Origin of the sequence: Streptomyces sp. NPDC002574 (assembly GCF_042889545.1) — a bacterium.
Classification (GTDB): Bacteria; Actinomycetota; Actinomycetes; order Streptomycetales; family Streptomycetaceae; genus Actinacidiphila.
On the sequence record NZ_JBIARB010000008.1, the window covers coordinates 433603 to 446086 of the forward strand.

Below are 12484 nucleotides of genomic sequence, written 5' to 3' on the forward strand. Positions count from 1 at the left end.
CCGCTATCCTGTTCGTCAATATGCCAATCAACCCCCCCCCCCGGTCGGGGGCCCGGGCCCCGGGTGGGCGCGTGGGGCGGCCCCCGCGCCACGGCGGGCCCCCGCCCCACGGCTATGCCGGGGAAGGCCGCAGGTAGAAGCGGACCCGGGTGCCGTCGGCGCCGGTCCGCGTACGGACGAGGTCGGCGAGGTGATGCACCATCAGCAATCCGCGTCCGTGGGGCAGACCGCGGACCGCGGGACGGCGCCCCGCGAGCGGGTCGTCCAGCCGGCCGGAGTCGGCGACCTCGCACACCACGTGGCCGTCCTCGGCCCACACACCGACGGTCCCGGAACCGCCCGCGTGCACCACGCTGTTGGTGATCAGCTCCCCCGCGGCCAGCGAGAAGTCGCCGAGCCGCTCCCCGGCCAGGCCGAGCCGGCGGGCCCGCTCCGTCGCGGTGTGGCGCGCGTCGGCGAGGTGCTCGGCGTCGAAGGGGTCGGGGACGGTGTCCGGCGGCGGGGGCGGGAGGGTGTTGTACGCGGCCACCACGCGGTCCGGCGCGTACGCCGCGCTGCGCGACAGGCGTCCGCCGTCGACGGTGACGGGGTGCGTGGCATGGGCGTCGGCGAGCGCGGCGGCGTCCAGGCGCGCGGCGTCGTAGGGGCACAGGATCGTCACCGGGCGGCCGGCGAAGGCCAGGTTGATCAGCGCCTCGTGCTGGGCGCAGGCCGGGTACTCGGTGGCGGTGCGGCCCGGCCAGACGGGCTCGCCGATGATGCGGACGCGCCGGTCCGGGTGCTCGTCGGCGAAGGCGCGCAGCACGCCGGGGATGATGCGGCCCGGATTGCGGCCCGCCTGCTGCATGTCGTGCCAGTGGACTTGGTCCGCCCGTGCCCCCAACTGGGCCCGCAGCAGCTCCAGTCGGGCCCCGGGCACGGCGACGGCGACCGGTTCGCCGCTGTAGAGCCCCTCCAGGACGAAGGGGACCGTGCCCTCCATGTACTCGCGCATGCTCCGGTAGAACAGCGCCGGGTGCACGAACGGCCCGGCGCCGGGAGCCTCGTTCCGCACCTCGTCACCTTCCGCCGCCCCCGGCGACCCTACCAACCGCGCACGCGCCGCGGGCGCGGCAGCGCGGGTCGGTGGATCCCCGCGCCCGGGGCGCGGGACGCGACGTGCGCGTCCTGCCCGGTCGGAGGGTCTCCCCCTTGCACGGTCATGCCCGGGTCCCCGCGTTGACAGGCAGCCGGGAGGCTGCCTATGGTCGAGGGACAGGCAGCCGGACGGCTGCCTGTCCGGGACGGCGGGGAATGGACGACGCGATCTTCAAGGCACTGGCGGACCCCAGTCGGCGCAGGCTGCTCGACAGCCTCAACGCCCGCAACGGGCAGACCCTGCGGGAACTGTGCGCCGGACTGGACATGGCACGGCAGTCGGTCAGCAAGCACCTCGCCGTCCTGGAGGCGGCACACCTGGTGACGACCGCGCGCCGCGGCCGCGAGAAGCTGCACTTCCTCAACGCCGCCCCCGTCGACGCCATCGCCGAGCGATGGATCGGCCAGTACGACCGCGAGCGCGCCCGCGCGCTCGCGGACCTGCACAGGGCATTGGAGCTGCCGGCGATGAGCGAGAGCGCGTTCGTCTACACGACCTACATCCGCACGACGCCGGAACGGCTCTGGCAGGCGCTGACCGAGCCGGCCTTCACGCGCCGCTACTGGGGCGTGGCCTTCGAGACGGACTGGCGGCCGGGGTCGCCCATGGTCTGGGAGGAGAAGGGCGACCGGACCGCCGACCCGGAGCAGGTCGTCCTGGAGTCCGAGCCGTACCGGCGGCTGTCGTACACCTGGCACACCTTCACCCCGCAATGGGCCGGGAACGCCGGCGTGGACGCGGACGTGCTCGCCCGGCTGGTCCGCGAACGGCGGTCGCAGGTGACGTTCGAGATCGAACCCCTCGGCGACACGGTCAAGCTGACCGTGATCCACGAGGCCCACGACCCCGGCAGCACCGCGCTCGACATGGTCCGCCACGGCTGGCCCGCCCTGGTCTCGGGCCTCAAGACCCTGCTGGAGACGGGCGAGACGCTGCCGGAGCCGCGCTAGGCGCGGCCGCGCCCTGGGACGGGACGTCGCGCCACCGGACCGAGACGTATCACCGGGAGTCCGCGTGTGCGTCCACGCGGCGCAGGATGTTCTCGCCGAGCCGCCACCTGTCGGTGTCGCGGAGGAGGCGTGTCCGCTGTCCGGCCCTGATGACATCGGCGAGCCGCCGCAGTTGTGCCGCGTCGAGGTCGTCGGCCATCTGCTCGACGAGACGCATCGCCTGGTACTCCTCGAACGCGCTGTGCGAGTCCTCGACGGCGCCGAGCGCCGCGTCGAAGTTCCGCAGCTCCCGTCTGGCCTGCATCATGGCCAGGGCGGTGATGCGCTCCTCGTCGCTTCCTTCGCGGAGCCAGCGGAGCACCTGGCCGGGCTCGAACTCCTGCTCCGCGGCGAGTCGCCGGGCCTGGCTCATCACCGCTTCCATCGCACGCGTACGCTCCCGGCCGGGGCGCATCGAACCGCGGACGGACCGGTAGTCCGCGGCGATGGGACCGGCCGCCTGGAGCAGCGCCTGTGCCTCCAGGCGCAGTTGGGCCGCCTCCGCAGTGTCGCCGCGCTCCTCCGACTCCTCCGCCAACGCGAATCGCTCCGCTGCCGCGGCGCGCAGCCTGAGGGTCGATCCCCCGACTTCGAAGCTCTCGACGCGATTGCCGAGCAGCCCGAACACCAGCAGCACGCCGCCGAAGGTCAACAGCACGGCCGTGCCCGTCCCGTTCTGCGTCACGAAGACGGCGAACACCCCGGTGCCGAAGGACAGGGCGCCCAAGAGGCCCGTCAGCACCTGCAGGACAGGCGTGAACGGACCGGACGTGGGTCGTCTTTCCACCGGCTTCTCCTTGAGACGTGACCTACAACCCTGAGCTGCGGACCGCTGGAAGCTACCGTGTTTTCAGGGCACTTCGCACCGGTACCGGTCCGGCGAACCGCAGGGCCGGGGCGAGCGGATCGCGCCGAGGCGGAGATCGCCGCGGCTACGCGCCCAGCCGCGACCGCAGGAACGCCAGGGCGGCCTCGTCGTCGTCGATCGCGCCGCCCTCGTGGCCGTTGTAGGGCCAGACGGCGATGTTCTTGGGGCCCGCGTAGGCGTTGTACGCGGCGAAGACCGTCGAGGGCGGGGTGATCTCGTCCATCAGGGCCGCCGAGAAGCGGGCGGGGACCCGGGCGCGGGCGGCGAAGTTGACGCCGTCGAAGTAGGACAGGGTGCGGTGGACGCGGGCGGCGCTGTCGCGGTGGACGGCGAGGTAGCGGCCGATCTCGCGGTACGGGTCGGCGTCCGTGACGACGACGGCGCGGGGGAAGTCGCACAGGAACGGCACGTGGGCGACCAGGGCCGAGACGTCGGGGACGAGGGCCGCGACGGCGAGTGCCGTGCCGCCGCCCTGGCTGGCGCCGAGGACGGCGACGCGGGCGGGGTCGACGGAGGGCAGCGTGCGCACCGCGTCGACGGCGCGCACGGCGTCCGTGAACAGCCGCCGGTAGTAGTACTGGTGGCGGTCCTCGATGCCGCGGGTCATCATGCCGGGGGCCTGGGGGCCGGCGGGCCCGGAGTCGGGGGTGGCGCCGCGGCTCCAGCCGGAGCCCTGGCCCCGGGTGTCCATGTGGAGGTGGGCGAAGCCCGCGGACGCCCAGAGCAGCGACTCCAGGGCGTGCCCGCGGCCGCCGCCGTAGCCGACGTAGGTCACGACGGCCGGCAGCGGGCCCTCGGCGCCTTGCGGGAGCCGCAGCCAGGCGCGTACCGGCTCGCCGCCGTACCCGGGGAAGGTGACGTCGAAGACGTGCACGGTGCGCAGGCCGGTGGCGACCGGGTCGACCGTGACGGCGCCGGGTGGCGCGGCGGCGCGGGCCGCCGCGAGCGTGGCGTCCCAGAAATCGTCGAAGTCGTCCGGCGCGGTCTGAGTGCTGCGGTGGGCCCGCAGTTCCGGCTCGGGCAGGTCGGTGAACACGGCGGTGGCTCCAGGGTGGTCAGGGGGTGAGGGGCCGGTAGTCGAACCAGTCGACGTCGGCGACGCCGGGCGACACGGCGCCGTGCGCGGTGGCGTAGGGGCCCAGCCACACGCCGAGGAAGCCCCCGGCGCGCGGGGAGCTGAGGAAACCCCCGTCCACGGCGGCCAGTTCGGTCGCCTCGGGTCCGTACCGCAGCCCGTAACGCTGCCCCTCCGCATGGATGCGCAGGACCACCGGGCCGCCCGCCGGCAGGGGTGCCTCGGCGACGATGGTTTGCACACCGTGCTCGCGGAGGGCGGCGAGCACGCGGCGCCCACCGCGGCCGTCGCCCGCCACCGCAAGGACGAGGTGGTCGGCCTCGGACTGGCGGACGGCCAGGCCCGCCCACTCGCCGGGCGTCTGCGGCGCCACGTCGAACAGCGCGGAGACGCCGACGCTTCGGTGCTGCTGCCGCCGTCCCAGGAAGCAGGGCGTGGCGGTGTCGGCGAGCGACGCGGCACCGAGCGGCAGCCGCAGATGGCCGGGCCGTGCGGTCAGCGACCAGAACGGCTCGCCGGTGCGGACCTGGTTCCAGGACGGGCGCAGCGCGGGGCCGTCGAAGTCGTCGCGGGCCGGTTCCCGGTACGGCTCGTCCGGCGGGCCGGCGACCGCGGGCGGGGCGAACGGCCCGAGGGTCGTGCCGGCGCCCGGTGCGAAGACGGGCCAGCCGTCCTCCCACGTCACGGGGACGAGGAAGGTCTCCCGCCCGAGGTTGGGGTGGTAACCGCCGTAGGGGCGGCTGCCGAGGAGCACCGCCCACCACTCCCCCGCCGCGGTGTGCACCAGGTCGGCATGGCCGACGCCGACGACGGGGAAGTCGCGTCCCAGGTGCCGGTGGGTGAACACCGGGTTGGCGGGGTTGCCGGTCCAGGGCCCGGTGACACGGTCGGCGCGGGCGACGCTGACGGCGTGCCGGTGCTCGGTGCCGCCCTCGGCGGCGAGCAGGTAGTAGCGGCCGTCGACCTTGTACAGGTGCGGCCCCTCCGCCCAGACCGCGCCGTGCAGCGCACCGCGCCACAGCAGGTGCTCGGGCCCGGTGAGGGCGAGCGCGACGGGGTCGAACTCCCTCAGCCAGACGTCGGTCTGGCCGTCCCACTCCCCCGGTTCGGCGAGCCGGGTCCCCGTGCACCAGGCGCGGCCGTCCTCGTCGAAGAAGAGGGAGGGGTCGATGCCGGGGGCGTCGTCGAGCCACACCGGGTCGCTCCACGGCCCGGCGGGGTCGGTGGCGGTCGCGACGAAGGTGCCGTTCCTGCCCGTGCCGCCGACCAGGGTGGTGACGACCCAGAAGAGTCCGTCGTGGTGCCGGAGGGTGGCGGCGAAGATCCCCTCGGAGGAGGCGACACTGCCGAGGTCCACCTGCGCGGGGCGGTCCAGGACGTGGCCGATCGGTCGCCAGTGCACCAGGTCCCGGCTGTGGAAGACGGGGATGCCGGGGAAGTACTCGAAGGTCGAGGTGATCAGGTAGTGGTCGTCGCCGACCCGGCAGACGCTCGGGTCGGGGTGGCAGCCCGGCAGTACGGGGGCGGCGGGGGCGGCAGCCGGGACACGGCCGCCCGCCACCTCCCCCGTACCGTCGGACGGCTTCACCCGGTCGCCCCGGGGGCGGCGGTGACCCGCGCGTGCAGCCTGCGGGTGTGGTCCACCTGCCGTACCGGGCCGGTGAGTTCGGCCCGCGCCGTGAGCCGGACGTCGGCGCTGGAGGCGGCCAGCCGCAGTTCCAGCGTGCCGGGCTCGACGACGCGACGCCCGTCGCGGCCGGTGAACGCCGCGACGTCGGCGGGCACGGTCACCCGGACGCGGGTCACCTCGCCCGCCTCCAGCGGGAGCCGCAGGTACCCCACCAGCCGCTGTACGGGCTGCACGACCGAGGCGACCGGGTCGTGCAGGTAGACCTGGACGACCTCGCTGCCCGCGCGGGCACCGGTGTTGCGGACGGTGAAGGACAGTTCGACCTCGCCGTCGGTGCCGGTGACGGCGCTGCCGTCCTCCCCGGCGCCCGCGCCGGTGACCTCCAGGTCGTCCCACTCGAAGGCCGTGTACGTCAGCCCGTGGCCGAACGCGAACGCGGCGGCCGGGTCGATGTTGGAGACCTCGCTGGCCCGCGCGAGCGGTGCGGCCAGATAGGTGGACGGCTGCACGGCCGGGTGTGCGGGCACGCTGACCGGCAGCCGCCCGGAGGGGGCGATGCGGCCGCCGAGGACGCCGGCGAGTGCCGGGGTGCCCTCCTGGCCGGGGAAGAAGGACTGCACGATCGCGGCGGCCTCGGTGACGGCCCGGCCCAGGGCGTAGGGCCGTCCGGCGAGCAGGGTGAGCACCACGGGGGTGCCCGAGTCGAGCAGCGCGTCGAGGAGTTGCTGCTGCACGCCGGGGAGGGTGAGCGACTCGGCGTCGCAGCCCTCGCCGCTGGTGCCGCGCCCGAACAGGCCGGCCCGGTCGCCGAGCGCGGCGATGACGACGTCCGCGTCCCGTGCGGCGCGCACGGCCGCCGTGAAGCCCTTGGTGTCGGGGTCGTCGATGCCGCAGCCGGCGACGGTGACGATCTCGGCGCCGGGGAACTCCGCGACCAGCGCCTGGCGCAGCGTCGGCAGGTCGATGCCGGGCGGGGTGCCCGGGTGCTGCGACCCGACGTGGACGGGGAAGGAGTAGCAGCCGAGGACGGCGGCCGGGGTCTCGGCCTGGGGCCCGACGAGCGCGATCCTGGCGGGCCGGCCGAGCGGCAGGGTGCCGTCGTTGCTCAGCAGGATCACCGAGCGCTCGGCGAGCCGCCGGGACAGCTCCCGGTGGGCGGCGGAGTCCAGGTCGACGGTGCCGCGCAGGCTCTCGGGGTCGGTGAGGTCGGCACCGGCGAGGGCCGGCGGCACCGGGCTCCACCCGGGGTCGAGCAGGCCGAGTTGCGCCTTCTGCGTCAGGACCCGGCGCAGGGCCCGGTCGATCAGCTTCTCGTCGATCCGGCCGGCGGCGACGGCGTCGCGCAGCGGCTGCCCGAAGGTCTTGACCGTGGGCAGTTCGATGTCGACACCGGCGGTGAGCGCGGTGCCGGCGGCGTCGGCCCAGTCGGCGGCGACGCCGTGCAGGGTCTTGAGGAAGGCGATGCCGAAGTAGTCGGCGACCACGGTGCCGTCGAAGCCCCAGGTGTCGCGGAGCAGTCCGGTCAGCAGTTCCTCGTCCGCGGCCGACGGCACGCCGTCGGTGTCGGTGTAGGCGTGCATCACCGAGCGGACGCCGCTCTCGCGGACCGCCATCTCGAACGGCGGCAGGACGACGTCGGCGCGCTCGCGCGGTCCCATGCTGACCGGCGCCAGGTTGCGCCCGGCGCGGGAGGCCGAGTAGCCGGCGAAGTGCTTCAGGGTGGCGACGACGCCGGCCGACTCCAGTCCCTGGATGTACGCGGTGGCGATGGTGCCGACCAGGTACGGGTCCTCGCCGATCGTCTCCTCCACCCGTCCCCACCGGGCGTCGCGCACGACGTCGAGGACGGGGGCCAGACCCTGGTGGATGCCGACCGCGCGCATGTCGCGGCCGATGGCCGCGGCCATGACCCGGACCAGGTCGGGGTCGAAGGAGGCGCCCCAGGACAGGGGCACGGGGTAGGTGGTGGCGCCCCAGGCGGCGAAGCCGGCGAGGCACTCCTCGTGCGCCATGGCGGGGATGCCGAAGCGGTTGGCGGCGGCGATCCGCTCCTGGGTGCGCATCAGGGACAGCGCGCCGAGGGCGGGGTCGACGGGGGCGGTGCCGAACGGCCGGGTGAGCTGGCCGAGCCCGGACGGCAGGAGGTCGTCCAGGCTCGGGGGCCGGTCCATGTCGTGCTGGTGCGGGGCGACTTCGGCGCCCTCGTTGGATGCGCCGACCCACAGGCCGTACAGCTGGGCGATCTTCTCGTCCGGGGTCATGTCGCGGATCAGCGCCTCGACGCGGGAGTCGGCGGTCACGTTGTCGTTCACTTTCCTCCGACACCCATCAGCCCTTGGACGAGGGCACGGCGGGCGAACAGGTAGACGAGCAGGACGGGGATGGTCGACAGGACCACGGCGGCCAGCAGGCCGGGGATGTTGATGCCGTACTGGGTCCGGAAGTTGTACAGGCCCAGCGTGATCACCTTGGTCTCCTCGGACTGGGTGAGCACCAGCGGGAAGAGGAATCCGTTCCACGCCTGGAGCGCGGAGAAGACGACGATCGTCGACAGCCCGCTCTTGGACAGCGGCACCACCAGCTGGAAGAACGTGCGGCGCACGGAGGCGCCGTCCACGGCCATCGCCTCGAACAGTTCGGTGGTGATGTCGCGCATGGTGCCGGTGAGGATGAGCGTGCAGACCGGCAGGCAGAAGGCGGCCGTGGGCAGGATGACTCCGGCGAGGTTGTCGTAGAGCCCGGCCTTGCTGATCACGTAGAACATCGGGACGATCACCGCCTGGGCGGGGATGGCGAGTCCGAGCAGGAAGAGCCGGAACACCCCGGAGGTGCCGCGTCCCCGGTTGCGGACGATCGTGAACGCCAGCGGTGGCACGAGCAGCACGACGATGGCGACGACGCTGACCGTGACGAGCACGGTGTTGAGGAAGTACTGCCCGAAGCCGTTGCTGAAGTCCTGGACGTAGTTGTCCAGGGTGAAGGACTTGGGGAAGCTCAGCGGGCCGTTGGCGCTGTACGCCGAGCGCGACTGCACGGTGGCGCCGAGCATCACGTACAGCGGCAGGCCGACCAGCGCGAGCCACAGCAGGGCGCCGAGGCCCGCGAGGTAGTTGGGGCGGCGCCTCATCAGAGCCCTTCCTTGGTGCCGGCCATCTTGTCGTAGCCGGAGACCTTGACCACGACGAGCGAGATCACGGTGGCGACGACGACGAGCATGAGCGCGATGGCGGCGCCCGCGCCGAAGTCGAAGCCCTTGAAGGCCTTGTCGTACATGTAGTAGGCGCTGATGGTGGTGTCGGTGCCGGGGCCGCCCTGGGTGAGGATCAGCACGGTGTCGAAGGTGGTGAGGCCGCCGACGACCATGAGGATCACCGAGGTGATGATCGAGTTGCGCAGCTGCGGCAGCGTGATGTGGAAGAACTTCCGTACGGTGCCCGCCCCGTCGATCTCCGCGGCCTGGTAGAGCACCTCCGGGATGGCCCGGGTGGCGCCCTGGTAGATCAGCGCGTGGAACGGCGTGAACTGCCAGGTGCTGACGAAGACCAGCACCCCGATGGCGGCGGTCTGCGTGCCGAAGAGGTTGCCGTCGCCGAACAGCCAGCGCGCCTGCGAGGGCACGCCGAAGTTCGGGTCGAGCAGGGCCCGCCAGAGCACCGACACCGCGGTGGCCGACAGCAGCAGCGGTACGAAGAAGACCGCGGACAGCACGGCCCGGTTGCGCTCGGGGCCGGCCGCCCAGACGCCGAGCAGGATGCTCAGCGGGGTCTGCACGACGACGCCGAGCACGGTGAGCAGCACGCTCAGCCACAGGCTCTTGATCATCACGGGGTCCTGGAAGAGGCGGACCCAGTTGTCGAAGCCGGTGAACTCGGGCGAGCCGAGGCCGTTCCAGGCGGTGAAGGACAGGACCGCGACCATCACCAGGGGAACGAGGGCGAACAGGGCGAAGAACACGGTGGCGGGGAGCGCCCAGGCCAGGCCCGGCCGGCCGACGGTGCGGCCGGCCGGGCGCTGGGTCTGTCGCTTGCCCGTCACGGTGGCGGCGAGGGAAACCATGGGGATCGTCGCTCTCAGGCGGTGGGCAGGGCCTGCATGGCCTTGATGAAGGCCGCCGCGTCCATCTGTCCGTTGAAGAACTGCTGGACGGCCTGGTGGATCGGCGTGATGCCCGACGGCGGGTAGGCCTGGTCCCACGACAGCTGGAACGACGGGGCCTTGTCGACCAGGTCGAACTGGTACTTCAGGTAGTCCGGGTTGTCGGCCGAGTCGAGGAACTTGGAGGTGTTCGTGGTGGTGGGCAGGTTGCCGATGGCCAGCTGCTGCTTCACGAAGTCGTCGGAGTACATGAGCTTGAGGAAGTCCGCGACCGCCTCGGGGTGCTCGGTCTTCTTCAGCACCGAGTAGAAGTTGTTGGTGTTGCCGACGACGTTCGCGCTGTCGCCCTTGCCGCCCGTGACGGTCGGGAAGCCCGTGTACCCGAGGTCGTTCTTGGCGAAGTCCGGGTTGGCGTCCTGCTGCGTGGAGTACTCCCAGGAGCCCATGAGCTCGAAGCCGGCCTTGCCGGCCGCCAGCAGGGCGGGCGAGCCGCCGTCGGTGAACTTCACCGAGTCGTAGTTGGTGCCGAAGGCGCCGGCGTCGATCAGCTCCTTGAGCATGCCGAGCGCCTTCTTGCTGTCCTCGCTCTCCCAGGCGCTCTTGTCGCCGGACAGCGCCTTGGTGAACAGCTCGGGGCCGGCTATGCGGTCGTAGAGGTACTCGAACCACATGAGGGTCGGCCACTGGTCGCCGCCGCCGAGGGCGATCGGGGTGACGCCCTTGGCCTTGAGCTTCTTGACCGCGTCGACGAGCTCGTCCCAGGTCTGCGGGGGCTGGACGCCCGCGTCCGCGAGGACCTTCTTGTTGTTGAAGAGCAGGACGGGCTGGGTGCCGCGCATCGGGACGCCGTAGGACTTCCCGTCGATCACCGCGGTGTTGAACACGGAGGACAGGAAGTTGTCCTTCAGGCCGGGGTCCTTGGCGATGAAGTCGTCGAGCGGGAGGAGCAGGTCCGCCTTGACGAAGGGCTGGATGCTGCCGCCGCCCCAGTTGAAGAAGACGTCGGGCGCCTGCTTGGTGTTGATGATCGTCTGCAGCTTCTGCTGGTAGTCCGCACCGGGGATGGTGTCGAGGACCGCCTTGACCTTGGAGGTCTTGTTGAACTCGGCCACGATCTGCTTCTCCACCTTGTTGGCGGAGTCGCCGTACACCAGGACGTGAATCGTCCCGGAACCGCCGCCCGCGGAGGAGTCACCGCCGCCGCAGGCCGTCAGGGTCAGGCCCAGTGCCAGTACCGCACCGCCGGCGACGGCACGGGGAAACCACGCACGCTTCTTCATCTTCGACCTCTCGAAAGTTTCGGCTACTTTGCCGAAATTCGCCTGACGACGGACCGTAGGCTTCCCCCAGCCCGGGGTCAACAGGGTGGAATCCCCGCGACCAAACCGTTATCGAACGGCAGCGGGTCCGGTGCTCTATCCTGTGCGCCATGCATGAAGATGAGATCGAGGGCGGCCGGATCACTCTGGCCGACGTGGCTTCGAAAGCCGGCGTGTCACTTTCGACAGTTTCGAAAGTCCTCAACGGCCGTCCCGATGTCGCCGCCCCGACCCGGAGCAAGGTCGAACGGCTGCTGGAGGCCAACGGCTACCAGCGCCCGGCGCCCACCCAGCCCGAGTCCCGGCTGATCGAGATCGTCTTCCACGAACTCGAGAGCATCTGGGCGATGGAGCTGATCCGCGGCGTGGAGAACGTCGCCAAGAGCCGCAACATGAGCGTGGTGCTCACCGAGAGCGGCACCCGGCACGCCCCCGGCCCGGAGTGGATCGAGGGGGTGCTGCGCCGCCGCCCGCTCGGCGTCGTCCTGGTGTTCTCCACGCTCCCGGACGACCTGAAGCGCAAACTCCGGTCGCGGGCCATCAACTTCGTGATCATCGACCCCGCGGGCGACCCGGAACCCGACGTGCCGTCCGTGGGCTCGGCCAACTGGGCCGGCGGGGTCGCCGCCACGCGGCACCTGATCGAGCTCGGCCACCGCCGCATCGGGATCATCACCGGCCCGGACGACATGCTCTGCTCCCTCGCCCGCCTCGACGGCTTCCGCTCCGCCATGGGCATGGCCGGACTCGCGGTCGACCCCGACCTCATCCGGTACGGGGACTTCCACGTGCAGGGCGGCCACGACGGCGCGGTCGAACTGCTGGAGCACCCCGACCCGCCGACCGCGATCTTCGCGGGCAGCGACCTGCAGGCGCTCGGCGTCCTGGAGGCGGCCCGGGTCAAGGGACTCCAGGTGCCCCGCGACCTGTCCGTCGTCGGGTACGACGACATCCCGCTGGCGCAGTGGGCGAGTCCGGCGCTCACCACCGTCAATCAGCCGCTGCTCGAAATGGCCGAGGAGGCCACGCAGATGCTGCTGCGCATGGCCCACTCCGGGGACACCGCGGACGTCGGCACCATGCGCGTCGAGCTCGGCGTCCGACTGGTCGTCAGGAAGAGCACCGCCCCGCCCCGCGACTCCACTGGTCCGGACGCCGGCTGAAACGGCGGCGGCCGCGGGGAGGGCGCACAGCGGGCGCACGGCAGCGTCGGCGTGGGCGCGGAGGACTCTCCGGCCGGGTGGTGTGACGAAGGCCACACCCAATGTCAACGGTCGTCGGAGCGGCGGTGATTACCGCGGCCGGGTGGCGGGAAATGCTCGCTATGGCCGTGGCCGAGAGCCCTGGCCGGCCCCACTGATGGGCGTTCT

The 12484-nt window shown here is 72.4% G+C and carries 10 protein-coding genes; 2 read left to right on the plus strand and 8 right to left on the minus strand.

Going from position 1 to position 12484, the window contains the following annotated elements; all coding sequences use genetic code 11:
* Window positions 1–112 precede the first annotated feature (112 nt).
* On the minus strand, window positions 113–1054 hold the full coding sequence (locus ACFYXS_RS22095; RefSeq protein WP_389250664.1) for an anti-sigma factor RsbA family regulatory protein: 942 nt from the start codon (window positions 1052–1054) through the stop codon (window positions 113–115).
* 239 nt (window positions 1055–1293) lie between these two features.
* Between ACFYXS_RS22095 and ACFYXS_RS22100 the strand changes: the two genes are divergently transcribed.
* Window positions 1294–2088, plus strand: coding sequence for an ArsR/SmtB family transcription factor (locus tag ACFYXS_RS22100; protein WP_389250666.1), 795 nt, complete (start codon window positions 1294–1296; stop codon window positions 2086–2088).
* 49 nt (window positions 2089–2137) lie between these two features.
* Here the strand turns inward: ACFYXS_RS22100 and ACFYXS_RS22105 are convergent, their stop codons facing one another.
* The 7 genes from ACFYXS_RS22105 to ACFYXS_RS22135 form a co-directional block, all read right to left on the minus strand.
* Entirely contained in the window at window positions 2138–2914 is a 777-nt protein-coding gene (locus ACFYXS_RS22105) for a hypothetical protein (RefSeq protein WP_389250668.1), read from the minus strand.
* A gap of 145 nt (window positions 2915–3059) precedes the next feature.
* The gene (locus tag ACFYXS_RS22110; RefSeq protein ID WP_389250670.1) at window positions 3060–4031 is read right to left on the minus strand and encodes an acetylxylan esterase; all 972 of its coding nucleotides are present in this window, start codon (window positions 4029–4031) and stop codon (window positions 3060–3062) included.
* 19 nt (window positions 4032–4050) lie between these two features.
* Complete coding sequence (locus tag ACFYXS_RS22115; RefSeq protein WP_389250672.1) at window positions 4051–5658, minus strand: glycoside hydrolase family 43 protein; 1608 nt, start codon at window positions 5656–5658, stop codon at window positions 4051–4053.
* A complete protein-coding gene (locus tag ACFYXS_RS22120; RefSeq protein WP_389250862.1) occupies window positions 5655–7961 on the minus strand; it encodes a beta-glucosidase in 2307 nt (768 codons plus the stop codon). The genes ACFYXS_RS22115 and ACFYXS_RS22120 overlap by 4 nt, the downstream gene beginning before the upstream one ends.
* A 47-nt stretch (window positions 7962–8008) precedes the next feature.
* Window positions 8009–8827, minus strand: coding sequence for a carbohydrate ABC transporter permease (locus ACFYXS_RS22125; RefSeq protein ID WP_389250674.1), 819 nt, complete (start codon window positions 8825–8827; stop codon window positions 8009–8011).
* Window positions 8827–9756: a carbohydrate ABC transporter permease gene (locus ACFYXS_RS22130; RefSeq protein WP_389250676.1), complete on the minus strand. Its 930-nt coding sequence runs from the start codon at window positions 9754–9756 to the stop codon at window positions 8827–8829. Before ACFYXS_RS22130 ends, ACFYXS_RS22125 begins: the two co-directional genes overlap by 1 nt.
* 14 nt (window positions 9757–9770) lie before the next feature.
* Window positions 9771–11075, minus strand: coding sequence for an ABC transporter substrate-binding protein (locus tag ACFYXS_RS22135; protein WP_389250679.1), 1305 nt, complete (start codon window positions 11073–11075; stop codon window positions 9771–9773).
* 149 nt (window positions 11076–11224) lie between these two features.
* Between ACFYXS_RS22135 and ACFYXS_RS22140 the strand changes: the two genes are divergently transcribed.
* Complete coding sequence (locus ACFYXS_RS22140; RefSeq protein ID WP_389250681.1) at window positions 11225–12277, plus strand: LacI family DNA-binding transcriptional regulator; 1053 nt, start codon at window positions 11225–11227, stop codon at window positions 12275–12277.
* The last annotated feature ends 207 nt before the right edge of the window (window positions 12278–12484 follow it).

Bases quoted from the DNA above. Each gene is read 5' to 3' on its own strand.
- ACFYXS_RS22100 (WP_389250666.1), top strand. From the start codon at position 1,294: ATGGACGACGCGATCTTCAAGGCACTGGCGGACCCCAGTCGGCGCAGG.
- ACFYXS_RS22120 (WP_389250862.1), bottom strand. From the start codon at position 7,961: ATGACCCCGGACGAGAAGATCGCCCAGCTGTACGGCCTGTGGGTCGGC.
- ACFYXS_RS22125 (WP_389250674.1), bottom strand. From the start codon at position 8,827: ATGAGGCGCCGCCCCAACTACCTCGCGGGCCTCGGCGCCCTGCTGTGG.
- ACFYXS_RS22130 (WP_389250676.1), bottom strand. From the start codon at position 9,756: ATGGTTTCCCTCGCCGCCACCGTGACGGGCAAGCGACAGACCCAGCGC.
- ACFYXS_RS22135 (WP_389250679.1), bottom strand. From the start codon at position 11,075: ATGAAGAAGCGTGCGTGGTTTCCCCGTGCCGTCGCCGGCGGTGCGGTA.
- ACFYXS_RS22140 (WP_389250681.1), top strand. From the start codon at position 11,225: ATGCATGAAGATGAGATCGAGGGCGGCCGGATCACTCTGGCCGACGTG.